Below are 26,764 nucleotides of genomic sequence, written 5' to 3' on the forward strand. Positions count from 1 at the left end.
TTTTATAGCCAACCTTTTTGGTGGGCAATTCTGGCGGCTTCAATACGGTTACTGGCCGATAACTTGCTGGCAGCTTGGCTCAGGTAATTCCTTACCGTTCCAGAACTCAGATGTAATCGATCAGCAATTTGTTCCGTCGAGAGCCCATCTTTGGCCAGTGACAAAGCTTTACGCTCTTTATCGGTTAGTGGGTTTTCACTGTCCCAGGCATCGGTGATTAATTCGGGATCGATCACTTTACGACCCTGATGAACGCGTCTTATGGCTGATGCGAGCTCATCAGTAGACGACTCTTTTAGCAGAAAGCCTTTTACCCCAAGGTCCATTGCGCGACGTAAATAACCAGAACGCCCAAAGGTCGTCACAATGATGACTTTGGTGTTGAGGTTTAATTGTTTTAACTCTGCTGCGACATCCAGTCCACTAAGCTCGGGCATTTCTATGTCGGTCAGTAGAATATCTGGAGCCATCTCTTGCACACATTGCAACGCTGACTTGCCATCTTGCGCAGTCGCGATGACCTCGATGTCGGGTTCTAAATTCAACAATGCAGACAGAGCATTATTGAGTAACGCTTGATCTTCTGCCAGCACTAAGCGAATCGTTAAGTCACTCATGATCGACATTCACCTCTGCAATCACACACAGTCCCTGTTTAGCATTTGTTGTGATGGGTTCTATTGTTAACTCACCGTTTATAGACTCCAGGCGCTCTTGCAGACCTTTTAATCCATTTCCGAGCGAGACCTGTGCTTTCACTGATTGACCATTATCGCAGATTTTTAACCTTACTTTTTTTGAGTCGCTTATTAGCACAATTGAAATAGCGGTCGCATCGCTGTGTCGCGTGGTATTGGTGACGGCTTCACGTATACAATAAGCAAAAACTTCGTCGATCTTTGAAGAGAGCAACTCAGTGTTGACCTCAGTGGTCAGTTCAATATCGCACGCATCACATAGGCGCCGAGCATGGATGATTTCCGTTTTTACATTACGCTGACGATAACCCGTCACCGCCTCTCTGACCTGCATCAAGGCATCTCTGGATAATTGCTCAATATCAGAAATTTCAGCTTTTGCGAGCTCAGGACTCTGGTCGATAAATCGCCCAGCTAACTCGGCCTTTTTGGTCATTAGACTAAACGTGTGTCCTATCAAGTCATGTAAATCCCTTGCAATGCGTTCACGTTCAGCGGTTGTGGCTAAGCGCTTAATATCACTCTGAGAGGCTTTGAGCTGAGCATTTTTTATGGTCATCTGCACAAAGTAAATATTACTGACACCAATTAAGATGCTAAAGAAAATTCCGGGTAAATAAAAATAGCTGGGTAATTCAAACCACCATGCTTGTACCGCTATTGCGATGGCAATTAATGCGATTCCCAAAAACCCATATTGCGGTGTTTTGAGATGACTGCAAAATGACGCAGCAAAGACAAAAAATACTGACGCACCGACATTAAAAAAAGAAAGCCATACGCCAATTAAATAGATACCAAAAATATGAATTATTCGAACGAGTCCTCGGCGTCTATAAATTGAAAAATACAGCACCAAGAAAATACTGATACCTAGAAGAGTATGAACGACTTCTTCTTGACTGGGCGTTCGAAAGAACCAGTTAAAAAAATAGATGCCTAAATAACAAAGCCAAACGTAAGGCTGCATACCCAGATCTTTTTCTCTGGGTAACAGCCAGTAATGAATTTTCTTTAACCGCGTAACGACTGAATTGAACATATAAATAAGTCTTTTTAGGTGGCCTTAGTTTGAGGTGGCCTGAGCAAGAGTAAACATCGTTATTGAATCAGCTTAATACTATCAAGGCTTAGTGTAAATTTCGATTGCTGCTTTCCTGCAACCCATGCAAGGGCAGTGACGGATTGCCAATCTATTTGTTGATGGTCAGCCAGTTTTATTCGATGTGCTTGACATTCGGCGGTTACCTTAAACCGTATTTCTTCGGGTTGTGATTTCCCTTGAACAAAAATGAGTAGACGAAACTGTCCCGGCGTTCCTTGACTGTTAAATAGTAGATGAGAATGGTTATTCAAACTATAAGCACTCGCCATATTTTGACTAAAAGGCAGCATCAACCCTGACCAAGGGTACGGAAAGCCATCTTTAATTTCACCATCGATGACCAGTGCTGGTGTATTTGAACAGGTGGAAGGTGAAACCTTTAAGTGTGCGATTGAGTGGCCAGAAAACATTTGATCGCTGGTTGCCGAAAACTTGATGGTTGGCGTCAATGAAAAGTCTTCAGCCGAGATCTCGGTAAAATCGTACACAGGCAGAGTGGAGGTTGCATTCGAAGTCGACGTTAAATTGACCCAAAAGCCATTTTTCATGATCATACTAATGGCCTGAGTGTGTTGTATGTTTTCGCGAGGATCAAGCGATAGTATCAGTAAATCAGCACGACTTCCGATGGTTAACAGACCTCGACTGCCAATATTGAAGCGTTTATTCGCAGCACTGCTGGCCGTTTGCAGCAGCTGCGTATTACTTAACCCAGCTTGTTGCAATAAAAAAAGCTCATTATGTAAGCTAATGCCATGAGCCGTCCCCGGATTCGGAGCATCGGTACCGGATAAAATATCGATGCCTGCTTGACTAAGTTTCCGAGTGTTTTCGATTGCAATAGTCAGCGCTTTCTGACGATGTCCGGCGTGATCAAATGTACTTTTTAGCTGGTGCTTCTGACTAGTGCTTAGCACTGAACCTACGTAGCTTTCTGGCAGTAAAAACTCCGTTGAGCTTTGTTGAGCCATAGCGGCAATGACAGTAAGCGTTGGCACAATGAACGTATTTTTTTGTTTGATCAATTCGATAAATGCAGTATCTATAGGTTGATCGCTGATCATATGAACGAGTCCATCGGCGCCATCTTCAACAGCATGTCTTGCGGCTTCTAAATGAGAGGCGTGAACAACGGCCATCATTCCTTCATGATGCGCTGCCTGAATCAACGCTTTTAATGTCGCACGATCGATGGATGTATAAGGACCATAGTTGGGTTGATGATGATAAACAATCTTTAAGTAATCAGAGCCCTCTTGATGCCGCTGTCGAACAAAGGAAAGTGCTTCGCTTGGCGAGTTCAGAGTTGGAATCTTTAACCCATACTCAGTACCGTGACCTCTTGGACTGGTGGCCAGCACGCCAGACGAAAATAAATCTGCTTCGGTCGTTGCCGTCAATCGATCTCGTTGACGGCGTGCCTGTTGTACAACATTGGGTTGTGTAAACATATCCAGCTCAGTGGTAACGCCAAATTGGAGTGCTTGCCTTAATGCATCACCCCAGGTATGTGTATGTGCATCAATGAGACCAGGAATGATATATCGACCAGCAACGTCCAATTCATTTGCGGAGCCTTTAATGGCGTCGACGACTTGACCGTTTTCTATGAGTAACTCACCGCTTTGCCAACGTTGACCATCAAACCAGGTCGCATTCAGAAAACGCCAGGTTTGTAGGTTAGAGTCGCTGTCAGAATTCGTTGTTCTCTCAGTAACGACAGGCTCAGGCAGATTAAGTAATACGAAACCAGTAATCGCGACAATACCCATAACTATTGAAATAAATGAGCGCATGATTTTCTCCTGCTGTTAATATTGTGCTTTGAATGCACGAGTGGCTAAAGTCAAAAACACAGCGGTCATTAACAATAAAATTCCAACATGCAAATACCAATCGAAGCCTAAACTTTGTTGTTGAATGGCGAGCGTCAATTGAGCTAAGTGAAACGCTGGAAAAATCCACGCAATTTGTTGAATGATTTCTGGAAGTAAATTTATCGGCAACCAAAGACCGGATAAAAATGCCATGGGTAAGTAAATTAAATTAACAATGGCAGGGGCAGCTTGCCCTTTCAGTTTTAATCCTAGCCAAAGACCTAGTGCAGCAAAAGGCAAACTGCCTAATAATAATGTCAGTAATGTGCCTGTCCATTGCGCTAAGGTTAATTTCACTCCACCCCAAACGGCAGCCAGAATGAATAAGCTCAGAATGATGAACAGCGCAAAGGCCATTGCGGTTAACGTGCGGGCGAGAAAGTACGCCGAGATGGGCATTGGGCTCGCTTGCTTTAGTGCTAACCATCCTTGATCTTTTTCAATCGCAACGCCAACACCAAATGAAAATAATGCAGGACCTATTACGCCAAATACACCATAGGTCGCCATTAAGTAAGCCGGGTATTGATTGCCTCCTTGATTGAATAACAGGCCAAAAAAAACATAAAAAATTAATGGAAAAATAAGGCTAGGTATGGCGAACGCGGGAACACGAATCGTTTTCAGAAATTCGCTGCGAGTTTCTAACCAATAAATAGTCATGGTGTTAACCTTCATGATTGTGCCTCCTGTATTTCCTTGACTTTTGACTGAGCGGCTAAGTACTCACTTTTTTCTTGAATATTTAAAGCGTCGAGTGAGTTAGATGGGCGTTGCAGGTTTTTAACAATGTCTTCAAGCGAACGTTGAACGACCGTGAGATCGCTGAGTAAAGGATCTAATTCAAAGAGACTTTGTAAGGTTATTTCACAGCGTTTCGAAGTCACTATATAGTGTTGTCCACGCTGCTCGACGCTCTCGAGTTCTGGTAAGTTCTCGATTTGCTGAATAGTTATTTGGCTTTTAAAACGAATACTTTTTGCATTGTATTGAGACTTGAAATCGTTGAGTGAGCCGTCAAAGACAACTTTTCCCAAGGTTAAATAAATCAGTCGATTGGCTAATGCTTCGGCTTCTTCTAAATAATGCGTCGTGAGCAAAATCGTTTTTCCTTGCTGCCGCAATTTTTCAATGCATTGCCAAAGTACTTCCCGTGCGCTGATATCAAGACCAACGCTTGGTTCATCTAAGAAGATAAGTTGTGGATTTCCGCATATTGCCAGTGCAAAGTAAACGCGTTGCTTTTGTCCTCCCGATAATTGATCCAATTTGCGGCTCGAAAGATCGGTTAGCTGTGCTAACTTAAGCGTTTCATTGATTGGATGTGGATTGGGGTAATAGCTAGAAAACAGTTGAATGTGTTCATACACGGTAAGCGTTGTAGGAAGCTGGGTCGATTGCATCATACAACCTATTTGTTGGCGTGAAAAAATGTGTCCAGGTGGATATCCAGCAATGGATATGTCGCCTGATTGCGCCTTGATTAATCCTAATAGAGTATTGATCAGGGTACTTTTACCCGCACCATTTGCACCAAGCAACGCGATGACTTCACCCTTATTAAAGGCCAGTGAAAGGTTTGTTAATGCGGTTAAATCTTGATAGCGTTTAGAAAGATTTGAGATGGTCAGTATCGGCGTATTCACTGGGGCTCCTTGTCGATGTGCTGCGATGATTTATTATTGCTTGTCGTAAAAGAAGAAAATAGAAAGCTTTGTCATCAATTTATAATGACATTTGTCATATAGCATTGGTGGTGCTGTAAGTTTTTATTGATTGTGCTGACTGCAGTTGAACGAGTCGACGTCGATGGGAAAGAGACCCTCTCATGAAGTCGTTAATTAACGAAGATAACGAAAAGGATAAAATTATGTTAAAAACAACAACGTCGGTTGTCGAAGGCCGAGAGATTGAAGAGTATCTTGACATAGTCGTTGGCGAAGCCATTCTTGGCGCGAATATTTTTAAAGATATTTTTGGCGCCATTCGAGATGTTGTCGGTGGGCGAGCGGGTGCTTATGAGAAAGAAATGGGAAATGCACGAACCATCGCATTTCAAGAAATGGAATCCGCCGCGAGATCACTCGGTGCAGATGGTATTGTAGGAATCGATATAGATTATGAAGTGGTTGGCCAGCAAGGTGGTATGATGATGGTCAGTGTGAGTGGGACCGCCGTGAAATTTAAACGTTAGAGAGAGCATTATGACCTCGTCAGTGATTAACTTTGCAGAGAAGTTAACTCAATTAAATGAATACTGGTCTCCTCGAGTATTAGCTGAGCTGAATGACTATCAATTTAAGGTAGCCAAAGTGCAAGGCGAGTTTGTATGGCATAGTCATGCAGACACAGATGAGGCTTTTATCGTTCTAGAAGGGCAACTGCTCATAGAAATGCGAGAAAAGTCGGTAGTTTTAAATAAGGGGGAACTGTTTGTTGTTCCCAAAGGTGTCGAGCATCGACCTATCGCAGAATCTGAATGCCATCTGCTATTAATAGAACCTAAAGGGGTTGTTAATACGGGCGAAACACAGAGTGAATTAACTGCTGCGATGGATCAGTGGCTTTGAGTAAGGCGCGTTGTGAAAAACCTATATATTGAGGGACGCATTTGAATGCTGGTTTTGTTTTCGCATGGAAAAGAAAGCGGTGCTTGGGGTCGAAAGATCCAACAACTCTCGCAAGTCAGTTCTAAAGTAGGACTCGCTGTCGATAGCATCGATTATACCGATTTAGATGAACCGGATGAGCGAGTTCAGCGGTTACTTTTGTATTTAGCGCAAGTTGATGTACCCGTCATTTTAGTAGGCTCTAGTATGGGCGGTTATGTTTCACTGGTCGCGGCTTCTTTGCATAAGGTGCAAGGGCTTTTTTTATTAGCGCCCGCATTATATATGGATGGATATGAACAACAGAGCTACCAACCAATACCCTGTCCTCTAGAAATTGTTCACGGTTGGCATGATGATGTGGTTCCCGTCGAAAATTCGTTACGGTTTGCTAAGACCTTTCCGTGTACTTTGCATTTAGTTGATGATGATCATCGGCTGCGAAAGAGTTTGCCATCGATAGAAAGTTGGTTTGAATCTTTTTTAGCGCCCTACCAAGAAAATCGTTAATTCGTTTCAAAGTAGGGCATTGCTAAGCGTCGGTGTGGTTAGTGTCCGATGGCGATTTCTATGCGCTGTGCAAAGGTCTCGGCATTTTCAAATCCTTCTGCGCGCATCGAGGTGACTTCATTCCCTTCAAGATCAAAGAATAAAATAGAGGGTAGACCAAAAATTTTAAAGCGATTCATTAACGCCAAATCTTGCGCATCACCCGCCGTGACATCGGCTTGTAATAAGATGGTATTACTCAGCGCTGCTTGTACTTTAGGATCGGGAAAGGTGAGTTCAGCAAACTCATAACAAGCCGCGCAATATTCGGCGAAGAAGTCGAGCATAACCGTTTTATTTTCTGCTTTCGCCTGTGCTAAATAGCGATCAAGATCGTCTGTTGATTTGATCAGGATAAACCCAGCGTGGTCGACGTATTGTTGCGTTTCTTGTGGGTTATTGCCTGAGACGCTAGCTGAGCTATGCCCTCCTGATGAAGCCATTTTTAACGGTGAAAATAAACTATTGTTGCCCATCGCTGCGCCAATAATAAGGGTAAGGCCGTATGTCAATATTACGATACTTATTCCTTTCCAAAATGTTGGCCAGCCGTTCTCAACTTGGCGAAGAGCGCCCATGAAAACAGCACAGACGATGAGTAGGCTTCCCCAAAGCATTAAATAGATGAAGTCAGGGATCAGATGTTTGGTGATATATAATGCAACGCCAATCATGAGAACACCGAAAACCGCTTTAACCGCATTCATCCAATTACCGGCACGCGGTAATAAAGACCCACCGCCAACACCAATGAGTATTAAGGGAATGCCCATTCCAACGGCTAATCCGTACAAGTAAATGCCTCCAATGAATGGGTCGCCAACTTGGCTTATCCACGTAAGAATGGCAATCAAAGGAATGGTGACACACGGAGACACGACCGCACCAGAAACGACGCCCATGATCGCTGCGCCAATGTAACTACCACTTTTTTGCTGTTGGCTAATATTATTTAATTTATTCTGAAGGGCTGTCGGAAGTTGAATTTCAAAAAAACCGAACATACCGAGGGAAAGAATTAAAAATACAACCGCAGCACCGATAACGAAAGGCGGTGATTGGAGAGTAGCGGTAACACTTGCACCAATACCTGCAACAATAAACCCTATAATGACGTAAGGTATGGCCATAAATTGCGTGTAGGTTAGTGACAATAGAAACGCTCGAGAGGTGGTAATGTCTTTTCCCTCACCCGCGATTATGCTAGAAATAATCGGCATCATCGGAAATACACAGGGCGTAAACGCTAGCCCTATGCCTAAAACAACTAACGAGAGAAACGCCCAGATTAAAGACGAGTTATTCAAGGTATCCAAAATACGATCTTTTTCTGACTTAAATTCAGAGTTGCTGCTCTTTGGTTTTGCCTCTTTCGATGAAAGATCCGTTGCCTTGTTTTGAGAATTATCTTTAGGGCTCTTCTCAGCGGTTTCATAAACCGATTTTAACGCTGGGGCTGACCAGCCGTTGGGTTCACCTTCTGCTGCGTCAAATTGTTCTGCTGTGATTGCTTGAGTCCGCCAAGTCGTACCATCAATAGCAAAGTAGCGTCGTGTTGGCGGATAACACAATCCTGCCTCTGCACAACCTTGAAACTTTACTGAGGCGTAAAAGGTCTCGGCAGCGTCTTTAAATTTGCTACTGAGTTGCAATTGTTTTTGGTAAATCTGCACTTCACCGAAATACTCGTCAACCTTATGTTTGCCATCAGGTAGAAAGGTTTCGGTGAGCGTTGCTTGTTTCAGTTCGACAGCAAACTGATGTTGGTATAAGTAATATTCGGGTGCAATCGTCCACTCAGCAACTAGCTCATCAGAAAACCCTTTCAGAGATAATTGAAAGGCTTGATCGACTTCGAGAAACTCATCGGTTTGACCGAACAGTTGCTGTAAATCCAACTCTTCTTGTGCCGCTGAGTAGTTGGTCGAAGTTAAGAGGAAAAGCGTGAACAGAAGACGTTTTAACATGATTCTACCGATTTTTTTAGCCAATTTAAGTAGTCGTCGCTGATAGCCAACATAGGCAAAACGACGAGTTCAGGCACCTCGTAAGGGTGCAGCTTTTTTACTGCTTGCTCCAATTGTTCGAGTCGTTGCTCCGTTGATTTAACCACCAACTGAAACTCTTCATCGCACTCAATTTTACCTTGCCAGGAGTAAAAAGACCGGACGTTGGGCACAATATTGACACACGCGGCCAAACGGCTCTCGATTAGGTGCTTCGCGAGTTGATCTGCAACCTCTGAATTCGGTGCAGTGGTCAGTAAGACGATTGACTCTGGCGATTGTTTCATTTTTTTGTCTGAAATAGTTTGCAGCTTAGAAGAGCATAAAGTTAGCCACCCAGAAAAGCCAGTGGACATGTGTACACTGGCCAGGTTTTACAGGGGCTATTTTGCCTCATGGGCCCAGATTAAGTGACCACTCTTGCGGTTTTGAGCTTCAGACAAGGCGGCATCGGCACGCCGGACTAAACGTTGAATATCAAAATCACTCCCTAAACGAGAGAGTCCAACCGACAGTGTGGCTTTGATTCGTTGTCCTTCAAATGCAACCGGGTTACTAGCAAATGATTGAGTCAAATAACTGATGATCCGTTCGGCTTCTTGGTCACTGCAGTGGCTTAGAATAACGCCAATGCGGTGGCTATCGAAGTAACCGACGCAGTCTGTTTTCCGTAAACGTTGTTGTAACAAGCGCGCCAACTGTTGCATTGCTCTTTCACCGAATGCGTAACCATGTTGTTGGTTTAAGCTGGCCAAATCATTCATTTCAATTAATGCTAAGAACATGGTGTCGTTCTGCCGCATTGCCCGTTCTGCCTCAATCGTGATCTGTTCTTTGAGTAATGCAGGTGAGTTAAGCCCGGTTTGGAAATCTCGCGCAAGGTGCGGTTGCAGACTGCGCGATCGTCTTGCATAGAGCTCCGCACTAAACAGTAACTGCTCTTTTTTTACCGGTTTTTCAATAAACGCTGTACCACCCGACGTCATGGCTTCGCGTTGCTTTTCGTGATTTTCTTCTGCGGATAAAAAGACAATAGGCACGGTTTTGAACCGCTCTTGCTGGCGCAAGACTTTGGTCAGTTCGATACCGTTACAGCCAGGCATTTGCATATCCATAAAGATGACTTCGGGATCAAAATTGCTAAGAGCGTTCAACAGTTCCATTGGCTCGATAACGATGCAAGTTTCGAAGCCCGCCGATGTGAGCACCTTATCATTGAATTTTGCTTGTGCTTTGGAGTCTTCCATGACGGCCACTCGAAAGGGTTCGACTGGCCCAGTGCTCTCTAAGCTGTCGAGGTATTCCATGAGTTTAATGGTGTCGATAGGTTCGGCAAAAAATAAGGTTGCGCCTAACCTCACACCTTTCAGTCTTTGTTCGAGGGTATCGTGTTCCGAAAGCACGATGAAATGACTGGTGCTGTTAACGCAGTCGGGTTGCTCTTCTTCAAAATCGTTGAGATGGGCGACAACCACCTTGGCTGAATCTCCTGCGGATGCTTGAATGGCTTGATTCAGTTCGTAGGGTAGCAAGTTGTATCCAAAGTCGACCATCTGATTCTTAAGGTCAGAAAATGCGCTGTCGTCGTTCAAACACCAGTAGATGGTGAGTTCACTGCTAGAGTCGAGTAGTTTCGGAGTACTTGAATGATCGTCAACAATACTGTGTTTAAACTCAAATTCGGGCGCTAAGGGCTTGTTCGGTGCTGGTGAAACCTGATCACTGGTTGACGGTTCTTGGTGTGGCGCATCACTTAGCTCAGGCTTGTTGGTATCGGCCTCATGGGGTTGAGGCTGTGACAAGTCGGAAGGCGCCATTTCTTCAAGTGCAGATGCGTCAGCTGACGAGGGTGAATCGTCAGCAGTGGGCACATGAGGAGTCGCCTCTGTCGCATTTTCGGTTATTTGAGGTTCTGAGTCGAGCGATGCCTGATCGTCAAACACTTGCGGGCTAGACGCATCTTGAGCGGCTTCGGTGACAGACGCTTCAGGTACTTCTTCCGTCTCGGTGGCGATCGGTGCCGGGTCGTCGAAGCTAAGCGGAGCATTTAGGTCTATTGCGCTGTTTTTCTCGGCCTTTGAATCATCGGCTGATGACGCTGCTTCAGAGGCTTCCGCTTTTAATCGAGTCTCTTTCACTGCTTGCGTTGTGCCGGAATTGATTTGCCCGAGCTTTAAGCGCTCAGCATGGCTTTCTAAACGCTGCACAAAACGTTGAATCAAAGGCTTTTGAGATTCGATAGTTTCGCTATTAAGGTGTAATTGTGACTCAATTTTCGCCAGTAAATTGGCGGTTGACTCAACACCATATTCCAAACAAGTCTCTTTCGTTTTGCGAATTTGACTCTCCATAGCCTTGATTCTTACCGTATCGACCTCAGATTGAATGATGTCGGAGAGTAAGCGAGCAAATTGCTGTAGCTTAATGGGAACACGGCGACAGATGATCTTTTTAAAGTCTGCCTGGGAACTTGAACTCAGCTCAGTATTCATAGTCAGATTGTCGGTACCACTTCTCTTTCACGGCAAGCCGTGAGTAAAATTGTTAGTATAGTGAACTGACAACAGCCCAGCGTCTCGTGATATAACGAGTTTGATTAGGTGGCTGATATCAGTCGCTTAATAATTCAGCAAAGTCTTTGAAATTCAATTAATAAGGTTAGTGTTTCTATGCCATGGTTGCCAGTGATTTTTGTCGTACTTCCGTTCACCGAGCTCATGATATTACTAAAAATAGGTGCTGAATGGGGTGTATTGCCCACTTTGGGGTTAATTATCGTTACCGCGACCATTGGTTACCAATTATTTCGGCATCAAGGAATGAGCACCTGGCAACGGGTCAATCAAAAAGTAGCGCAAGGTGAAATGCCAACCTCCGATATGACTGAAGGGGTGCTTATTCTCATGGCGGGAGTGCTGATGATCACGCCTGGGTTGATCACCGATACGATTGGTTTGCTTTGCCTCTTACCGTTTACCCGAAGACCCTTGCTAAAGCTTTTGGGTAAAAGGCTTATGGCGAAAGTGACTGTTTACTCATCGGCAACCAGCCAGACCACAGAAGATCCTTATCGTTCTAATTCGGGCAAGGTTTTTGACGGAGAAGCTCACGAGGTAAAGGAAGCACCCTCCGAAAATACCCGTCAACTTGACCGAGATTAATAAAAAAATTCAATTTTTAGCACTCTGAGGGGTTGAGTGCTAAGAAAATGCCCCCATATTCCCGCCATCACAAATTGTGTACTTATTATCAACCAACTTAACTAGGGAGATGACTCAATGAGCATTCGTCCATTACATGACCGAGTGATTGTTCGTCGTTTAGAAGATGAAACGACTTCTGCTGGGGGAATTGTTATTCCTGATAACGCTAAAGAAAAGCCTAGCCGTGGCGAGATTATCGCTGTGGGTAGTGGTAAACCTTTAGACAATGGTGATGTTCGTGCCCTAGCCGTCAAAGCGGGTGACAAAGTGTTATTCGGAAAGTTTGCCGGAACTGAAGTGAAAGTTGATGGCGAAGAATTATTAGTAATGCGTGAAGACGACATTATGGCTGTGGTTGAATAACCAGTAACGTTTAGTCAGCAAAACAAAAAATTTAAGAGGAAATTAACATGTCTGCGAAAGAAGTTCTTTTTGGAGATGACGCTCGTTCAAGAATGGTTGAAGGCGTTAATATCTTAGCAAACGCGGTAAAAACCACATTAGGTCCTAAAGGACGCAACGTGGTTTTAGATAAAGCTTTTGGTGCACCTACCGTTACTAAAGATGGTGTTTCAGTTGCGAAAGAAATTGAACTTGAAGGCAAGTTCGAAAATATGGGCGCGCAAATGGTAAAAGAAGTTGCTTCTCAAACTTCTGATGTTGCTGGTGACGGAACGACCACGGCAACTGTATTAGCGCAAGCCATTTTGAATGAAGGCCTTAAATCAGTTGCAGCGGGTATGAACCCAATGGATCTCAAGCGTGGTATCGATAAAGCAGTACGCGCAGCGGTTGAAGAACTCAAAGCACTATCAAAAGAGTGTAAAGATGAAAAATCTTGGGCTCAGGTAGCGGCTATTTCTGCGAACTCAGATCAAGACATCGGCGACATTATTGCCAAAGCGATGCAAAAAGTTGGCGGACAAGACGGTGTTATTACGGTTGAAGAAGGTTCTGGTTTAGAGAATGAACTGGATATCGTTGAAGGTATGCAGTTTGATCGCGGTTACTTGTCTCCTTACTTCATCAATGATCAAGACAGCATGTCAGTCGAGTTGGATAGTCCTTATATCTTGTTGTTTGATAAAAAGATTTCAAACATCCGTGACTTGCTACCGATTCTCGAGAATGTGGCTAAGTCAGGCAAGCCATTATTGATCGTTGCTGAAGATGTAGAAGGCGAAGCCTTAGCAACTTTAGTGGTTAACAATATGCGCGGTATCGTGAAAGTTGCAGCGGTTAAAGCACCTGGTTTTGGTGATCGTCGTAAAGCCATGCTAGAAGATATCGCTGTATTGACTGGTGGAACCGTTGTCTCTGAAGAAGTGGGTCTTTCTCTAGAAGGGGCTACTTTAGATGATTTAGGTACTGCTAAGAAAGTATCCATCACTAAAGAAAACACCACCATTATCGATGGTGCTGGCGATAAAGCCGCTATTGATGGTCGTGTTAATCAAATTCGTAAGCAAATTGAAGAAACCTCTTCAGATTACGATCGCGAAAAGCTTCAAGAGCGCGTTGCTAAGTTAGCAGGCGGTGTAGCTGTCATTAAAGTTGGTGCAGCGACCGAAGTTGAAATGAAAGAAAAGAAAGATCGTGTTGATGATGCACTACATGCGACCCGTGCAGCCTTCGAAGAAGGCGTTGTTCCTGGCGGTGGTGTAGCATTGGTTCGTGTTGCAGCGAAAATTGCAGAATTACGCGGTGACAATGATGACCAAAACGCGGGTATTCATATTGCACTACGAGCAATGAACGCGCCGTTACGTCAGATCTCTACCAATGCTGGTGATGAAGCATCGGTCATTCTTGATCAAGTGGCTAAAGGCGAAGGTAACTACGGTTACAATGCGGCAACCAGTGAATACGGTGACATGATTGAAATGGGTATTTTAGACCCGACTAAAGTAACTCGCTCAGCGTTGCAACATGCTGCGTCAGTTGCCGGTCTGATGATCACTACTGAAGCGATGGTTGCGGAACTTCCTAAGAAAGATGCACCTGCAGGTCCTGATATGGGCGGCATGGGTGGTATGGGCGGCATGGGCGGAATGATGTAAGCCTGCTGTTCTCCAAAGCATGTAAAAAGAGCCCTGCATAGCAGGGCTTTTTTTTGGCCGTTCAATGCTTGTTATCGCTTCCGCTCTGGTACGGATATGCGACTTGCGTAACATAGGTTTTGCTAGCGTTCACAGAGCGGATTTGTTAAATTCGAGAGCGAAGGTAAAACCATTCTATAAAATCATAATAATTAAATCGGGCGTGTTGCGTGTATGCTTTTCTCGAGAGGTAAAAAGCGGACTATTTTATTTGCTGATGTTTCCGGCAGTTCAGCCTTATATAAGGCCGAAGGAAACGAGAAAGCCAAGTCGATTATTGATGAAATTATTAAAATGCTCATTCATCATACCGGCAAATACCGAGGTCGCGTGGTCAAGACCATCGGCGATGAAATCATGAGTAGCTTCGACAAATGTGAAGATGCCTGTCGAGCCGCAATAGAAATGCAACAAGCTTCAGACTCTTTTGACCACCATTACACTCTCGGCATTCGCATTGGAATTGGCTATGGTAAAACCATCGAAGAAGGAGAAGATTTATTCGGAGAAGCAGTTAATGATGCTGCCTTCGTCACTGGTATAGCGAAAAGTTCCCAAATTCTGTTAACCGACTCGGTTATTACTCAATTACCCGAACGCTTGAAACAATCGACGCAAGTATTCGATCAGGTGGCGATAAAGGGAGCCACTGATCATTCCAAAATACATCGCTTGTTCTGGAAACCTCAATCAGGGGGATTTTCTGAAACGCAGGTTTTTTCGGCTCAAGACGTTTCTGCCCATTTAGATGATAATACGCTAACCTTAATCATGGGGGATAAAAGCTATCAAGTTGAGGCGAATGGCCAACCATTTATTATTGGTCGCCATCAACAGCAAGTCTCTTTGTATATAGATAGTGAGATGGTTTCTCGAGATCATTGCCACATAGTCTACCGGCGAGGGAAATTCGTATTGATCGATCACAGTACCAACGGAACCTACATTCAACCAGAAGATGCGCAAGAAATTTATCTGCGACGTGAAGAGTTGCCGCTGTTGGGTAGCGGAAGTATTAGTTTGGGAATATCACATTCTGCAAGCAATGCACCTGTCATTCGTTTTGAAAGCTAGTGTGTATCATAATACTCACTATAAGGAGCATTGAATAAGCCTATGAGAAGTCTTGGGATTTGGTCACCTAAAGGAGGAGTAGGCAAAACCACCTTAGCGCTCAACTTAGCGGCCTGTGCTTATGATCGCGGGATGAAAGTTATTTTGTGCGATCTCGATCCTCAGCTATCAGCCGTCGATGTTTTTAATGATAAGCAGCTTCCATTTACTGTTTTGAAAGGCCAGCCAAGCATTACTCCTCATGCCGACCTTATTATTTATGATTTACCCCCTCGCACAGATGTAGATATTATTGGCGATACAATATTAATTCCGATGAGAGCCAGTGTTCTTGATATAAGAGCGGTTAATAAGTCGATTCGCCATGTTTTGCACAAGCGGATTATTAAATGTGTGAATGCAGTGGATGTTCGTCGACAAGATGAACGGTTACTGGCGATGCGTTTGTATTCTGAAGGCGCGTTACTTATTAAAGATCGAAGCATCTATTCTCGAGCAATATCCATGGGCAAAACTGTTTTTAATACCGATGTTTATGGCGCGAGTGAGGCGCGAACCGAAATAAAACGCCTCCTCGATAAAATCGAAAACCCGACTAGCCCGACCAATCCCAGCCGTTAACATGAGTGATATTCCAAAAATTTTAAAGTTCATCAAGGCTCAGCTCAAAGCTCAACGGCTCACTTATGCGCAAGTTGCTGAAACACTCGATTTGAGTGAAGCTAGCGTTAAACGTCTTTTCTCCTCTCGAAACTTTAGTCTTAGTCGTTTAGAAAGTGTGGCGGCGATGCTCGGCATGTCTTTACACCAATTGATCTTAGAGTCAGAGAATCATATTCCTAACGTAGAGCAGTTATCGGTAGAGCAAGAGCGAGTGATTGTTGCTGATCCGCGATTTTTACTGGTGACCTATTTGGTGTTAAACGGTTGGTCGTATGCGCAGCTTCTCGATAAATACCAATTTGACCAACATCAGATAGTGCAATGGTTAGCGCAGTTAGATCGTATGAAAATGATTGAGCTGCTGCCGAATAATAAAATTCGGATGCGCACCTCTCGAGATTTTCATTGGATTCAAGGTGGGCCGATCGAACAGTTTGTTCTGAAACATGTAAAAGATGCTTTTTTATCGGGACGGTTTTCGCAACCGGAAGAGACGCTCAAGTTTGTATCTGGCTTTGTGTCGCAGACGTCAATGATCAAAATTCAGCAAAAACTGGAGCGTTTGAGTCACGAAGTACATCAGATTATTGAAGAAGATACTAAGTTACCCCTAGAAAAGAGACATGGCTTTAGTACGTTGTTGGCCAGCCGCTTTTGGGACTTTGAAATCTTTGCGCAGTATCGACGAGAATAACCTAGTAATACTCAACAAGATCAAAAAAAGGGGCGATAAGCCCCTTTTTCGTACTAGGTTAGCGAAGTAACTTACGCTTTCTTAGCAACAGCTTTTTTCTTCTTACGAGCTTTTTTCTTTTTCGCAGGTTTAGCAGCCGCTTTAACAAGTTTCGCTTCAAGCTTCGCTAATTGAGCATCTTGCTTAGCACGGAACTTTTCAACCGCTGCAGCTGCTTTAGCTGCGGCTTTGTCCATTTTGCTAGCAACGCTTTTGATTGACTTAACAGTAGAGCCAGCAGACTTAGCACCGTCTTTAGCTGCTTTCGCTGCTTCGCGAGCTGCTTTTACTGCATCGGCCGCTTTCTTTTTAGCTGCAACAGCTTTTGAAACGGCTTTTTTGGCAGCGGCTGATTTACGTTTTTTCGCTGCGTCACGTTTTGCTTTAAGCGCTTTAGTAGCTGAGTCAGCTTTCTTTTGCGCATCTGATAATTTCTTTTCAGCTTTCTGAGCAGCACTTGCTGCAGTTGCAGCTACTTTCTCAGCAGCAGCCAAAGCTTTAGCAGTAGAACCAGTTGCCGCAACTTTTTTTGCAGGAGCTTTACGAACTGCCTTTTTCTTAGTGGCTTTTTTTGCCGCAGTCTTGCGAGCTGCAACTTTACCTTTTTTACGAACAGCACCTTTTGCCATTGTATTTACCTCCAGATTGAATGAGTGAACGAGCTCAAAAGAAAGTTTATAGCGTAAGTATGTGAATTTCAAAAAAAATCAACAAAAAAATGGCTCAAATGAGTAAAAAAATGAATTTTTTTTTAAAATCACAGCAAATTTAGTTTGATTTTGATTTTTGGTGAGTAAAAAAGTATTCGCCGGTGTATTTTTGAGGAACATAAAATACTTTTCAAAAGAAGATCATTTCGACGATTTGAGTGTAATTTTCTTCATCCATCCATGGAATTTTTTTGTGATGAAAACCTGGTTATTAATCGAAGTATGTAAATCTAGACCTAGTTGATCATCGACTTGGCTATTTTGCTGCTTTGCGATCATCTCTACGGCAGGAGTCACCTGCTCACGAAAACTGGCTGAAGTGATTATTAAATAATTGGGGGATATGCCAACCTTATTAAAGTTTTTGAACGACTGTATCTGTTGACTGGGTAATCCGGTTAAATATATCAGCACACCTGATAATTTTGGCGTTACTTTTGCTAATAACTTTGTGTTGTCGGACTCTTCTTTTAAATTGTGAACTTTAATCCAGTCAAAACTGGTTTGTTGTAGGAGCAACAAGAATATTTCGTCACTGGCTTGTTGCTCGATGTGATTAATTGAAACATCTAAGTCATTCAACCACGCAACGTCATCATTTAAAGAGTCTGATTGGTGTAATAATAGATAAACATGCCATCCGAGTTGGTTCAATTGCAGTATAAATTGCGATATTGAAGAGGTGGTAGCATTGGAGGGCGCAGCAATAATAAGACGACCGTAGTTGATGGAATGCTGATTCGGATAGTGGATTAATAATCCTTTTGAAGTCGTATTGGTTTCGAATACTTGTTCAAGCGGGAATTGCTTAAGTATTTCTTGATAGTTTTCTAAGGGTGGTTGAGCGCTTTCTGGCGTATCAACAACAGGAGGCTCTTGACTATTAGGTGTTGTCGTTTGTGCACTCATGGCGATATTGATAAAGAGAAGAAAAAATATTGCCCCGCTGATTCGTAGAATCATATCGTCACTCAATAGTCATTGTTAAGATTTCTTTATGTAAAAGGTAGCAGTCATTTGTGCTGCTGCAACAGAATTTCGATCACCGATGGTAATCGTTACGGGTTGTTTTGCTGAGGGCCTAGTCTGCCACTGTAATTGCCAGTCATTAACACAGTCGTGATTATGCATGGTGAGCTGGCCAAAAAAATCGGCTGTAATCGGGCGTCGGTATTGAATATCTGCTTTTCCTGCAACAACGATAGATGTTGAGCTAATTGATTTAGCAACGGCCGATATCCAAGACCAGCCGGTTACGATTCCTAGGGTATATAGGCTGCCAGCAAAACCCGTATCATGTCCGTTCTTATTAATAGAGAGCTGGGCAAAAGTCTTTATATGCTGACTCGTTAATTCGGTAATCTCTAGATTCATCAGCTTAGTCATTGGAATGTCTCGATGAATAACGTTATTCCAATAATTAGGGGCAAAAAATTTCGAGTCGTTAAAGTCAGTAGAAAGTTCCACGGTAACCCTTTTATATTGGCAATGTCGTTGATACTAGCACGAGTTCAGAAAGTGAGTGCAGCGATGAAACCGAATGGTAAACAATTTCTAGTTTTTTGGGTAGCTGGATTGATCAGCGTGATGGTATTGAGTTGTGCACAACGTCAAGATGAGCAACATTTACCAGATAAGAACGCAGACGTCATTGCTAAGTCGGAGCGAGATCAAGCGAAACGAGCGCGTGAAATTAAAGCGAGAGAATCTGAAGAAAGAGTCTTGAGGCACAAAACGGATAGACAAGCTAAGACATTAGCTTACGAAGCATACCCAATGGCACTGTCTCCACCTCCAGTGGTTCAACGAGAAAATTATGCGACTGTGTCAGAGAGTAGCATTATGCGGGTACGTGAAAATCCGTTATCCACCTTTTCTATTGATGTTGATACGGCTTCTTATTCAAATGTTCGCCGGTTTCTAGAAAGTGGCCAGTTACCTCCAAGTGATGCCATACGATTAGAAGAAATGATCAACTACTTTTCACTTCCATATGCGTCCGATCAAACAAGCCAAGAGAAACCATTTCAATGGACACTGGGAATGATGCCGACGCCTTGGCAAGAGGGAACTCATATTTTGCGTTTAGGATTACAAGCATTTCCGGGCGAAAACCAAAAAGAGATAGCCAACAATTTGGTGTTCCTCATCGATGTATCAGGGTCAATGGCTCACGAGTCAAAGTTACCGCTGGTAAAAAAATCGATTCAGTTGTTAACCAAACGGCTTGCGGCGAAAGATCGAATTGCCTTAGTTGTATACGCAGGAGCGTCGGGTGTTGTGCTTAAACCAACCGCCGCGAGCGATCACCTTGCCATCGACCAAGCGTTAGAAAAGTTGCAAGCGGGCGGTTCTACCAATGGTGGAGAAGGTATTCAACTAGCTTATAAGTTAGCTCAGCAAGGGTATATAGAAGGTGGCAATAATCGAGTTATTTTGGCCACTGATGGCGATTTCAATGTAGGTATGATCAACCATAATGAGTTAATCGATTTAGTGACTCGCAAAAAGGAGACGGGTATTTATTTAACGACCTTAGGATTTGGTCGCGGCAATTATAATGATCACTTAATGGAGCAGCTCGCTAATAAAGGAAACGGTAATTACGCCTATATCGACTCGTTAAAAGAAGCAAAGCGAGTGCTAGTTGATCGTGCCGCGAGTTCTTTGGTCACCATCGCCAAAGATGTAAAAGTTCAAGTCGAGTTTAACCCTGCTGTGGTTGCCGAGTACCGATTATTGGGTTACCAAAACCGAACATTAAATGCAGAAGACTTTAAAAACGACAAGGTTGATGCTGGCGAAGTTGGCGTGGGGCACTCGATCACTGCGCTGTATGAAGTGTCGCTTGTTGATAACGGGCTAAAGCGTTTGCCAGAGCTACGCTATCAGTCTCAGTCACCGTCGGTCGAGAAATCGAGTGAGTTAGGTTGGTTAAAATTGGCTTACAAAGACCCGAATAGCAATCAAGTACGTTATCAGAACCAGGTTATTCAACATCGTGAATTATTGGCGCAAAAGCCAGATAAATCCATGCGCTTCGTGACGTCGGTGGCGGGGTTTTCTATGTGGTTGCGGAATAGCGCTTATTTAAATGGTATGTCGATAGCCGAATTAAAAGTGTTGGCTCAGAACGCTCTAGGTGTTGATCGTTTTGGAGCTGATTATGAGGTGGTCGGCTTGATGGATATGGCTCAGCTTCTTCAAGACAATGCGAGCACAAAACCATCAAAGGACTCGCTAACCAATGCTCGATGAAATACTGAGAGACTCGAGAGAAGAAACAAGGCGAGTGTCGTTGGCTGTGATTCTTGGTTAAAGGCCATGGCGAAGTGCGAATAAGGTAATTGATAAGTATGGGAATAGCGTCAACTTGCACGAGACAGCTTCCAGTGAATTCTATATCATTGTCGGAACCAAAACCTATTAGTGATGCTTTTGTAGTGATGGAGCAACCAGTCGATCGAGACAGTGATGAGTATTTAATGGAGGCGTACAGCAGCGGTTCTGCAGTGGCCTTTGAAAAACTGTATGCCCGGCACAAAGGCGGCTTGTTTCGGTATTTTTATCGAAACTGTAGCAGTCGAGACATTGCTGAAGAGCTGTTTCAAGACGTTTGGATGAAGGTGGTGAATGCGCGTGAAAGTTATCAACAAAGCGCAAAATTTACGACCTACTTGTATCGCATTGCTCACAACCGGTTGATTGACCATTATCGACATTTATCGTCGGCTCAGCATGCCATGCGAAGTGATGCGGATAACCAAGAAATAGTGGAAAACCACAGTGAGCAAGAAACGGTCGATCGGTCGCTTGAATTAGCGCAGCGCGATGAGACATTGAAAGCTGCCATTTGCGCATTGCCTTTTGAGCAACGTGAAGCAATCTTAATGCAGCAAGATGGGCACTTGTCATTGGCTGAGATAGCCGAAATAGCAGGTACCAGTCGAGAAACAATTAAAAGCCGATTGCGCTATGCCATGCAAAAGCTGCGCGATCAGTTGGGAGAGTTAAAATCATGAGTTATCACGACGATAATTCTTTTTCAGATGAAGAACGAGCCTTGTTAAAGCGTTATCAGCAAGTTTCGAATGAGATGCCGACTAACGACGTCGACAAGGTCATTTTTGCTGCAATGCACCGAGAACTCCAACGAGAGCAAAAAATTCCACAAAAAAATACCCAAAATTTGAGATTTTGGCAGCGATTGCGGTTGCCCGTTTCAATGCTGGGAGCTGCGGTAATGACCTTTACCCTTGCGCATGTGATGTGGCCAATGATTTATCCTAACTCTGCAGATTCTATTAAATTGAATGATGCAGCGCGAAATGGTGCCGATATTGCCCTAGAGAAGAGCCAAGAAGCGACCGCGGTTGAATTATCAGATGTTAATGAACTTCGACAAAAGCAGAGTAAAACGGCGCTATCTTCGGCGAAAAGAACGCAACTAGATCGAGAGAAAGTGTTTTACGAGATTCCGCAAGAAAGCGACGCCGATAATCCACCTGCAAGTGTTCCATCGAACGTCAATGACGAGCGCGATCGGTGGGCGGAGCGTATTTTGAACTTGGCCAGAAATGGGCAGTTTAATGAGATGAATCGCGAGCTAAAAAAGTTCGTAGAAGCCTATCCTGATTACCCTATCGACGAACAACTCCAGCCATTGTTGAAATAATGTTCAAAATAGCCGCCAATTGGCGGTTATTTGAGCAAAAAATCCCTAAAATTAAACGATCTCAGACCAGCAAGGGATAGCCTTTTTGGATGCTTTTGAGTTATGGTTGATGCCTGCTCAAAAGTTGGGCACGAAAAGAATAAAGCTAAATAAACCAAAAAAATAAATGAACTGGTCAATCACTGACCTGGGTTGTTGATGGAGAATGCACACCATGTCATTACTTAAGAGGGTAATGTCAGGCGCGCTGCTGTTTGTCGCTTTTTTAGCCGGCAATTTGTGGGCAGCCGAGCCTGAGTTTTCAAAACTAAACCTCCGTCCGGGGGTAACTGATAATTCACAACGCGTTTTTGACCTCCATATGGAAGTGGTCTGGCTGATGTTTATCGTCGCCGCACTGGTATTTGGGGCGATCTTGTTTGCTGTTATTCGATTTCGAAAGTCGAATAATCCAAACCCTGCAAAATTCAGTCACAGCACCACGCTAGAGATCATCTGGACGGTGGTTCCCATGCTGATATTGATCTACCTAGCCAAACCTGCGATAGGCTTGCTGTTAGATATGGAAGATGCCAGCAAAGCCGATATGACGGTACAGATCACCGGGCAGCAGTGGAAGTGGAAGTACACTTACCTGGATGAAGATTTTACCTTTGTTTCTGAACTGTCGACACCAGCAGCGCAGTATGACGAACGTAAAGCACCTGGACAGCAGAAGAGCGAAAACTATTTGTTAGAAGTAAACAAAGAAGTCGTTTTGCCCGTCGGTAAGAAAATTCGCTTCTTGTTAACCTCTGACGACGTCATTCATTCTTGGTGGATGCCTGACTTCGCGGTCAAAATGGATGCGATTCCTGGGTTTATCAATGAAACCTGGACCAAGATTAACGAGCCAGGCGTTTATCGGGGCGTGTGCGCTGAGTTATGTGGTCGATTGCATGGCTTTATGCCAATCGTCGTTCGCGCGGTTCCGCAAGCCGAATACGATCAATGGGTTGCTGAGAAACTGTCCGAGAAAGCCGAAGCCGAACGCCTTGCAGCCGAAGCAGCCGCAAAAAGCTGGTCGATGGACGATTTAATGGCAAAAGGTAAAGAAGTGTATGACGCTAAATGCGCCTTGTGTCATCAACCTGGTGGCGAAGGTCTAGGCGTATTCCCTGCATTGAAGGGCAGTGCCGTGGCGACAACTGGCCCCGCCGATGACCATGCTAAGTTGGTTATCTTCGGAAAGAACGCCATGCCGAAATTTGGCGACCAATTGACCGATGCAGAAATTGCTGCGGTAGTGACCTATGAGCGTAACGCTTGGGGTAATGACACCGGCGAGACGGTGCAACCAGGTCGAATTTCAGAACTAAAAGCCGGAAACTAAGGAGACTGAATCATGGCACACGATCATCATCCAACCGGCATTTCGCGCTGGTTATTTACCACAAACCATAAAGACATAGGAACCATGTATTTATGGTTCTCTTTTACCATGTTCTTAATCGGTGGTTTGATGGCTCTAGGCATACGCCTTGAGTTATTCCAACCTGGATTGCAATTTTGGGATCCTAACTTTTTTAATACACTCACCACCATGCACGGTTTAATCATGGTGTTTGGTGCGGTTATGCCAGCCTTTGTTGGTTTAGCTAACTGGTTAATACCCATGCAAATTGGTGCGCCAGATATGGCCTTACCACGAATGAATAACTGGAGTTTTTGGATATTACCGTTCGCTTTCGGACTGTTATTGAGCTCGCTGTTTATGGAAGGCGGTGCACCGAACTTTGGTTGGACATTTTATGCGCCTTTATCAACGACCTATGGACCTCCAAGCACTGACTTCTTCATCTTTGGTGTTCACTTAATGGGTATTTCATCCATTATGGGTGCCATCAACGTTATCGTGACCGTTTTTAATATGCGCGCGCCTGGCATGACGTTAATGAAAATGCCAATGTTTGTTTGGACTTGGGTAATCACAGCGTTCTTGTTAATTATGGTTATGCCAGTATTAGCGGGTGCCGTGACCATGATGCTGACTGACCGTCATTTTGGCACCTCGTTCTTTGATGCAGCGGGTGGTGGTGATCCGGTTATGTTCCAGCATATTTTCTGGTTCTTTGGTCACCCAGAAGTGTACATCATGATATTGCCTGCCTTTGGTATTGCTTCACACATTATTCCGACCTTTAGTCGCAAGCCTTTGTTTGGATATGCCTCGATGGTTTATGCAACCGCATCGATTGCTTTCTTATCTTTCGTGGTTTGGGCTCACCATATGTTTACCGTTGGTATGCCGGTCGCGGGTGAACTCTACTTTATGATCGCAACCATGATCATTGCGGTACCGACTGGCGTTAAGATCTTTAACTGGGTCGCGACCATGTGGAAAGGCTCGATTACTTTTGAAACGCCGATGTTGTTTGCTCTGGCTTTCGTTGTACTCTTCACCTTAGGTGGTGTTTCGGGTGTGATGTTAGCAATGACGCCAGTGGATAAACAGTATCACGACACCTACTTTGTGGTGGCTCACTTCCATTATGTTCTTTTCCCAGGTGCGATTTTCGGAACCATTGCTGCGGTTTACTACTGGCTGCCGAAATGGACCGGGAATATGTATAACGAGACCTTAGGAAAAATTCATTTCTGGTTCTCTATCATTGCGGTCAACTTAACCTTCTTCCCGATGCACTTCTCCGGTCTTGCCGGAATGCAACGTCGTGTTCCCGATTACAACATGATGTTTGAAGGCTTTAATCAGTTGTCGTCGATCGGTGCCTTTATGCTTGGTTTCGGTCAGTTGTTGTTCTTATACGTTGTGGTGAATTGTATTCGCGGCGGTAAAGGCAAAGCGACTGGCAATGTGTGGGAAGGCGCAGAAGGATTAGAGTTTACTCACTTACCTTCGCCAGCACCTTACCATTCATTTGAGCAAGCGCCAGAAGTGAAGTAATCAAGATAACCTCAAGGCTTTGGTCTTGGGGTTAGTTTGGTGGATGAAGCTATGAGTCAACGTCACAATAAAATGCTTTTAAAGACCGTGGGGATCGTCGCGTTAATGACGGCGTTCACCTTTGCGATGGTTCCGCTTTACAACGTGTTTTGTGAAATCACGGGAATTAATGGCAAGGTCTTAGTCAGCAAAGAATTGTATGAAACGGTAGAAGTGGATCCGTCGCGAACGGTTACCGTTGAATTGGTTACGACGATCAGTCGTGGTATGCCTTGGCAGTTCAAAACCATGACCCGACGCATGGAAGTTCATCCCGGAGAATTAAACGAAGTAATGTTCTACGCTAAAAATATTTCTAGTGAGACCATTACCGGCCAAGCGGTTCCCAGTGTCGCACCCAGTCAGGCATCTTTTTATGTTAGCAAGACAGAATGTTTTTGTTTTGATCAACAAACCCTGACGGCGGGTCAAGAAATCGATATGCCTATGAAGTTTTATATCGATCCTGACCTCCCTGACAGTGTGCACACGGTAACCATGTCGTATGTTTTGTTTAATGCAACGTCCAAAGACTCTGGCGCAGTCGCTGCAAACTAGAGTCTTCAGGGAGAAAAATAATGACAGAAAAAACAACCAAGTATTACGTTCCAGAGCAAAGCACGTTGCCGTTTATTGGATCAATCGGCCTGTTCTTCACGGTGTTTGGAGCAGGGAACATGATTCATCAAACAACGGATAAGTATGCCGCTGAAGGAACCTGGGGCATGTATGTAATGTTCGCGGGGATTGCCGTGCTCATTTACATGATGTGGAGCTGGTGGCGTTCTACCATCCGTGAATCAATGGGTGGGCTATACAGTCACCAGATGGACCGGTCATTCCGGTACGGCATGTTGTGGTTTATTACCTCTGAAGTCATGTTCTTTGCCGCTTTCTTTGGCGCCCTTTGGTACGCACGCGTACTCATTGTGCCTTGGCTAGGTGGTGAAGGTAACAACGCGATGACGCATGCATTGTTATACCCAGAGTTTCTAGCGGTGTGGCCGTTAACCACGACACCTGACGGTGAAACCACCCAGGCTATGGGTGCGTGGGGATTACCAGCGATTAATACCGCGATCTTATTGACCAGTTCGTGGACCTTGACCATAGCGCATCATGCTTTGATCGAAAAGAATCGCCCAACGTTGATTTTATTCACTTGGATTACTGCACTTCTCGGCGTTATCTTCTTGGGCTTGCAAGCCTACGAGTACTATCATGCGTATACCGATTTAGGTCTAACGCTGGGTTCGGGGATCTACGGTAGCACCTTCTTTATGCTCACCGGATTTCACGGGTTGCATGTGACTATCGGAACGATTTTCTTGATTATCTTATCGGTGCGATGCTCAAAAGGGCACTTCACACCCGATAATCACTTTGCCTATGAAGCAGGTGCTTGGTATTGGCATTTTGTTGACGTAGTTTGGTTATTCTTATTTGTGTTTGTTTACGCACTTTAAGAACTAACAAAAAAAGCCGGGTTTGTTGCCCGGCTTTTTTAAACACTCAATGAAGATTTATTCTGGCTTCACTTGTGGCATTGAATGAAATTCAACGATTCCAAAGTGGTTTAGCAACAAGAGCAAAATAAACAGGCCAATGGATAAACCAATGCGCCAACTCAACGAGTTAACCACTCTTTTGTTACCACGCTCTTGATCTTTCACTAAAAAGAATAAGCCACGGAACAAGTTAAACACGATAGCTAATAGCAGTATGACGACAATGATTTTTCCAAGCATAATAATTTCTTAACGGGTTACCGAGTCAGTTA

28 protein-coding genes are annotated in these 26,764 nt (G+C 44.1%); 16 read left to right on the forward strand and 12 right to left on the reverse strand.

All coding sequences use genetic code 11. The features are described 5' to 3' along the window. Positions 1-2: 2 nt before the first annotated feature. Genes Q9312_RS13810 through Q9312_RS13830 form a run of 5 tightly spaced genes read right to left on the reverse strand, consistent with a single transcriptional unit; the run spans position 3 to position 5,326 of the window. Positions 3-617 carry a response regulator transcription factor gene (locus tag Q9312_RS13810; protein WP_309201447.1) on the reverse strand — a complete coding sequence of 205 codons (615 nt, stop codon included), beginning with the start codon at positions 615-617 and terminating at the stop codon, positions 3-5. Continuing rightward, complete coding sequence (locus Q9312_RS13815) at positions 610-1,740, reverse strand: sensor histidine kinase (RefSeq protein ID WP_309201448.1); 1,131 nt, start codon at positions 1,738-1,740, stop codon at positions 610-612. Before Q9312_RS13815 ends, Q9312_RS13810 begins: the two co-directional genes overlap by 8 nt. A gap of 59 nt (positions 1,741-1,799) precedes the next feature. Next, a complete protein-coding gene (locus Q9312_RS13820) occupies positions 1,800-3,599 on the reverse strand; it encodes an amidohydrolase family protein (protein ID WP_309201449.1) in 1,800 nt (599 codons plus the stop codon). Positions 3,600-3,614: 15 nt separating this feature from the next. Further along, positions 3,615-4,358 (reverse strand): ABC transporter permease, encoded by a 744-nt coding sequence (locus tag Q9312_RS13825; protein ID WP_309201450.1) that lies wholly within the window; start codon positions 4,356-4,358, stop codon positions 3,615-3,617. Beyond that, on the reverse strand, positions 4,355-5,326 hold the full coding sequence (locus tag Q9312_RS13830) for an ABC transporter ATP-binding protein (RefSeq protein ID WP_309201451.1): 972 nt from the start codon (positions 5,324-5,326) through the stop codon (positions 4,355-4,357). The genes Q9312_RS13825 and Q9312_RS13830 overlap by 4 nt, the downstream gene beginning before the upstream one ends. Positions 5,327-5,508: 182 nt before the next feature. On the opposite strand from Q9312_RS13830, the gene Q9312_RS13835 reads away from it, so the two are divergent. From Q9312_RS13835 to Q9312_RS13845, 3 genes are read left to right on the forward strand one after another with little or no spacing between them, the layout of a single operon-like run. Continuing rightward, positions 5,509-5,874, forward strand: coding sequence for a heavy metal-binding domain-containing protein (locus tag Q9312_RS13835; RefSeq protein WP_353961540.1), 366 nt, complete (start codon positions 5,509-5,511; stop codon positions 5,872-5,874). Positions 5,875-5,884: 10 nt separating this feature from the next. Next, a complete protein-coding gene (locus Q9312_RS13840; protein WP_309201452.1) occupies positions 5,885-6,250 on the forward strand; it encodes a cupin domain-containing protein in 366 nt (121 codons plus the stop codon). A gap of 45 nt (positions 6,251-6,295) precedes the next feature. Beyond that, the gene (locus Q9312_RS13845) at positions 6,296-6,799 is read left to right on the forward strand and encodes an alpha/beta fold hydrolase (protein ID WP_309201453.1); all 504 of its coding nucleotides are present in this window, start codon (positions 6,296-6,298) and stop codon (positions 6,797-6,799) included. A 38-nt stretch (positions 6,800-6,837) separates the two neighbouring features. On the opposite strand, the gene dsbD is transcribed toward Q9312_RS13845, so the two are convergent. The 3 genes from dsbD to Q9312_RS13860 form a co-directional block, all read right to left on the reverse strand. Next, entirely contained in the window at positions 6,838-8,805 is a 1,968-nt protein-coding gene (gene dsbD / locus Q9312_RS13850; protein WP_309201454.1) for a protein-disulfide reductase DsbD, read from the reverse strand. Further along, positions 8,799-9,131 (reverse strand): divalent-cation tolerance protein CutA, encoded by a 333-nt coding sequence (gene cutA, locus Q9312_RS13855; RefSeq protein WP_309201455.1) that lies wholly within the window; start codon positions 9,129-9,131, stop codon positions 8,799-8,801. Before cutA ends, dsbD begins: the two co-directional genes overlap by 7 nt. A gap of 96 nt (positions 9,132-9,227) precedes the next feature. Continuing rightward, positions 9,228-11,336, reverse strand: coding sequence for a GGDEF domain-containing response regulator (locus Q9312_RS13860; RefSeq protein ID WP_309201456.1), 2,109 nt, complete (start codon positions 11,334-11,336; stop codon positions 9,228-9,230). Between the two features lie 177 nt (positions 11,337-11,513). On the opposite strand from Q9312_RS13860, the gene Q9312_RS13865 reads away from it, so the two are divergent. The 6 genes from Q9312_RS13865 (at position 11,514) to Q9312_RS13890 (ending at position 16,577) form a co-directional block, all read left to right on the forward strand. After that, entirely contained in the window at positions 11,514-12,005 is a 492-nt protein-coding gene (locus Q9312_RS13865) for an FxsA family protein (RefSeq protein ID WP_309201457.1), read from the forward strand. A 117-nt stretch (positions 12,006-12,122) separates the two neighbouring features. Continuing rightward, positions 12,123-12,410, forward strand: a complete 288-nt coding sequence (gene groES, locus Q9312_RS13870; RefSeq protein WP_309201458.1) for a co-chaperone GroES — start codon at positions 12,123-12,125, stop codon at positions 12,408-12,410. 47 nt (positions 12,411-12,457) lie between these two features. After that, the gene (gene groL / locus Q9312_RS13875; protein WP_309201459.1) at positions 12,458-14,107 is read left to right on the forward strand and encodes a chaperonin GroEL; all 1,650 of its coding nucleotides are present in this window, start codon (positions 12,458-12,460) and stop codon (positions 14,105-14,107) included. Positions 14,108-14,320: 213 nt separating this feature from the next. After that, positions 14,321-15,220, forward strand: coding sequence for an adenylate/guanylate cyclase domain-containing protein (locus Q9312_RS13880; RefSeq protein WP_309201460.1), 900 nt, complete (start codon positions 14,321-14,323; stop codon positions 15,218-15,220). 42 nt (positions 15,221-15,262) lie between these two features. Beyond that, complete coding sequence (locus Q9312_RS13885; protein WP_309201461.1) at positions 15,263-15,841, forward strand: ParA family protein; 579 nt, start codon at positions 15,263-15,265, stop codon at positions 15,839-15,841. 1 nt (position 15,842) lies between these two features. Continuing rightward, the gene (locus Q9312_RS13890) at positions 15,843-16,577 is read left to right on the forward strand and encodes a helix-turn-helix domain-containing protein (RefSeq protein ID WP_309201462.1); all 735 of its coding nucleotides are present in this window, start codon (positions 15,843-15,845) and stop codon (positions 16,575-16,577) included. Between the two features lie 71 nt (positions 16,578-16,648). Here Q9312_RS13890 and Q9312_RS13895 read toward each other — a convergent pair whose 3' ends face one another. The 3 genes from Q9312_RS13895 to Q9312_RS13905 all read right to left on the reverse strand — a co-directional run bounded on the left by Q9312_RS13895 (position 16,649) and on the right by Q9312_RS13905 (position 18,712). Next, on the reverse strand, positions 16,649-17,245 hold the full coding sequence (locus tag Q9312_RS13895; protein WP_309201463.1) for a hypothetical protein: 597 nt from the start codon (positions 17,243-17,245) through the stop codon (positions 16,649-16,651). Positions 17,246-17,467: 222 nt separating this feature from the next. Next, positions 17,468-18,289: a hypothetical protein gene (locus tag Q9312_RS13900; RefSeq protein ID WP_309201464.1), complete on the reverse strand. Its 822-nt coding sequence runs from the start codon at positions 18,287-18,289 to the stop codon at positions 17,468-17,470. A gap of 21 nt (positions 18,290-18,310) precedes the next feature. Next, on the reverse strand, positions 18,311-18,712 hold the full coding sequence (locus tag Q9312_RS13905) for a YiiD C-terminal domain-containing protein (RefSeq protein WP_309201465.1): 402 nt from the start codon (positions 18,710-18,712) through the stop codon (positions 18,311-18,313). Positions 18,713-18,724: 12 nt separating this feature from the next. Between Q9312_RS13905 and Q9312_RS13910 the strand changes: the two genes are divergently transcribed. The 7 genes from Q9312_RS13910 to Q9312_RS13940 all read left to right on the forward strand — a co-directional run bounded on the left by Q9312_RS13910 (position 18,725) and on the right by Q9312_RS13940 (position 26,450). After that, positions 18,725-20,584: a vWA domain-containing protein gene (locus tag Q9312_RS13910; RefSeq protein ID WP_309201466.1), complete on the forward strand. Its 1,860-nt coding sequence runs from the start codon at positions 18,725-18,727 to the stop codon at positions 20,582-20,584. A gap of 134 nt (positions 20,585-20,718) precedes the next feature. Further along, a complete protein-coding gene (locus Q9312_RS13915) occupies positions 20,719-21,348 on the forward strand; it encodes an RNA polymerase sigma factor (protein WP_309201467.1) in 630 nt (209 codons plus the stop codon). Further along, a complete protein-coding gene (locus Q9312_RS13920; protein ID WP_309201468.1) occupies positions 21,345-22,001 on the forward strand; it encodes a hypothetical protein in 657 nt (218 codons plus the stop codon). Before Q9312_RS13915 ends, Q9312_RS13920 begins: the two co-directional genes overlap by 4 nt. 214 nt (positions 22,002-22,215) lie before the next feature. Continuing rightward, positions 22,216-23,373, forward strand: a complete 1,158-nt coding sequence (gene coxB / locus Q9312_RS13925; protein ID WP_309201469.1) for a cytochrome c oxidase subunit II — start codon at positions 22,216-22,218, stop codon at positions 23,371-23,373. Between the two features lie 12 nt (positions 23,374-23,385). Next, entirely contained in the window at positions 23,386-24,945 is a 1,560-nt protein-coding gene (gene ctaD / locus Q9312_RS13930; RefSeq protein ID WP_309201470.1) for a cytochrome c oxidase subunit I, read from the forward strand. Between the two features lie 51 nt (positions 24,946-24,996). Then, positions 24,997-25,542 carry a cytochrome c oxidase assembly protein gene (locus Q9312_RS13935; protein ID WP_309201471.1) on the forward strand — a complete coding sequence of 182 codons (546 nt, stop codon included), beginning with the start codon at positions 24,997-24,999 and terminating at the stop codon, positions 25,540-25,542. A 20-nt stretch (positions 25,543-25,562) separates the two neighbouring features. Then, the gene (locus tag Q9312_RS13940; protein ID WP_309201472.1) at positions 25,563-26,450 is read left to right on the forward strand and encodes a cytochrome c oxidase subunit 3; all 888 of its coding nucleotides are present in this window, start codon (positions 25,563-25,565) and stop codon (positions 26,448-26,450) included. A 57-nt stretch (positions 26,451-26,507) separates the two neighbouring features. On the opposite strand, the gene Q9312_RS13945 is transcribed toward Q9312_RS13940, so the two are convergent. Then, a complete protein-coding gene (locus tag Q9312_RS13945; protein ID WP_309201473.1) occupies positions 26,508-26,732 on the reverse strand; it encodes a twin transmembrane helix small protein in 225 nt (74 codons plus the stop codon). Positions 26,733-26,764 lie beyond the last annotated feature (32 nt).

The sequence above is a fragment of the Pleionea litopenaei genome, from assembly GCF_031198435.1.
GTDB classification, from domain to species: Bacteria; Pseudomonadota; Gammaproteobacteria; order Enterobacterales; family Kangiellaceae; genus Pleionea; species Pleionea litopenaei.

Coding starts and splice junctions, on each gene's coding strand:
- Q9312_RS13810 (WP_309201447.1), bottom strand. CDS start 617: ATGAGTGACTTAACGATTCGCTTAGTGCTGGCAGAAGATCAAGCGTTA.
- Q9312_RS13815 (WP_309201448.1), bottom strand. CDS start 1,740: ATGTTCAATTCAGTCGTTACGCGGTTAAAGAAAATTCATTACTGGCTG.
- Q9312_RS13820 (WP_309201449.1), bottom strand. CDS start 3,599: ATGCGCTCATTTATTTCAATAGTTATGGGTATTGTCGCGATTACTGGT.
- Q9312_RS13825 (WP_309201450.1), bottom strand. CDS start 4,358: ATGAAGGTTAACACCATGACTATTTATTGGTTAGAAACTCGCAGCGAA.
- Q9312_RS13835 (WP_353961540.1), top strand. CDS start 5,509: ATGAAGTCGTTAATTAACGAAGATAACGAAAAGGATAAAATTATGTTA.
- Q9312_RS13840 (WP_309201452.1), top strand. CDS start 5,885: ATGACCTCGTCAGTGATTAACTTTGCAGAGAAGTTAACTCAATTAAAT.
- Q9312_RS13845 (WP_309201453.1), top strand. CDS start 6,296: ATGCTGGTTTTGTTTTCGCATGGAAAAGAAAGCGGTGCTTGGGGTCGA.
- dsbD (WP_309201454.1), bottom strand. CDS start 8,805: ATGTTAAAACGTCTTCTGTTCACGCTTTTCCTCTTAACTTCGACCAAC.
- cutA (WP_309201455.1), bottom strand. CDS start 9,131: ATGAAACAATCGCCAGAGTCAATCGTCTTACTGACCACTGCACCGAAT.
- Q9312_RS13860 (WP_309201456.1), bottom strand. CDS start 11,336: ATGAATACTGAGCTGAGTTCAAGTTCCCAGGCAGACTTTAAAAAGATC.
- Q9312_RS13865 (WP_309201457.1), top strand. CDS start 11,514: ATGCCATGGTTGCCAGTGATTTTTGTCGTACTTCCGTTCACCGAGCTC.
- groES (WP_309201458.1), top strand. CDS start 12,123: ATGAGCATTCGTCCATTACATGACCGAGTGATTGTTCGTCGTTTAGAA.
- groL (WP_309201459.1), top strand. CDS start 12,458: ATGTCTGCGAAAGAAGTTCTTTTTGGAGATGACGCTCGTTCAAGAATG.
- Q9312_RS13880 (WP_309201460.1), top strand. CDS start 14,321: ATGCTTTTCTCGAGAGGTAAAAAGCGGACTATTTTATTTGCTGATGTT.
- Q9312_RS13885 (WP_309201461.1), top strand. CDS start 15,263: ATGAGAAGTCTTGGGATTTGGTCACCTAAAGGAGGAGTAGGCAAAACC.
- Q9312_RS13890 (WP_309201462.1), top strand. CDS start 15,843: ATGAGTGATATTCCAAAAATTTTAAAGTTCATCAAGGCTCAGCTCAAA.
- Q9312_RS13895 (WP_309201463.1), bottom strand. CDS start 17,245: ATGGCAAAAGGTGCTGTTCGTAAAAAAGGTAAAGTTGCAGCTCGCAAG.
- Q9312_RS13900 (WP_309201464.1), bottom strand. CDS start 18,289: ATGATTCTACGAATCAGCGGGGCAATATTTTTTCTTCTCTTTATCAAT.
- Q9312_RS13905 (WP_309201465.1), bottom strand. CDS start 18,712: ATGACTAAGCTGATGAATCTAGAGATTACCGAATTAACGAGTCAGCAT.
- Q9312_RS13910 (WP_309201466.1), top strand. CDS start 18,725: ATGAATAACGTTATTCCAATAATTAGGGGCAAAAAATTTCGAGTCGTT.
- Q9312_RS13920 (WP_309201468.1), top strand. CDS start 21,345: ATGAGTTATCACGACGATAATTCTTTTTCAGATGAAGAACGAGCCTTG.
- coxB (WP_309201469.1), top strand. CDS start 22,216: ATGTCATTACTTAAGAGGGTAATGTCAGGCGCGCTGCTGTTTGTCGCT.
- ctaD (WP_309201470.1), top strand. CDS start 23,386: ATGGCACACGATCATCATCCAACCGGCATTTCGCGCTGGTTATTTACC.
- Q9312_RS13935 (WP_309201471.1), top strand. CDS start 24,997: ATGAGTCAACGTCACAATAAAATGCTTTTAAAGACCGTGGGGATCGTC.
- Q9312_RS13940 (WP_309201472.1), top strand. CDS start 25,563: ATGACAGAAAAAACAACCAAGTATTACGTTCCAGAGCAAAGCACGTTG.
- Q9312_RS13945 (WP_309201473.1), bottom strand. CDS start 26,732: ATGCTTGGAAAAATCATTGTCGTCATACTGCTATTAGCTATCGTGTTT.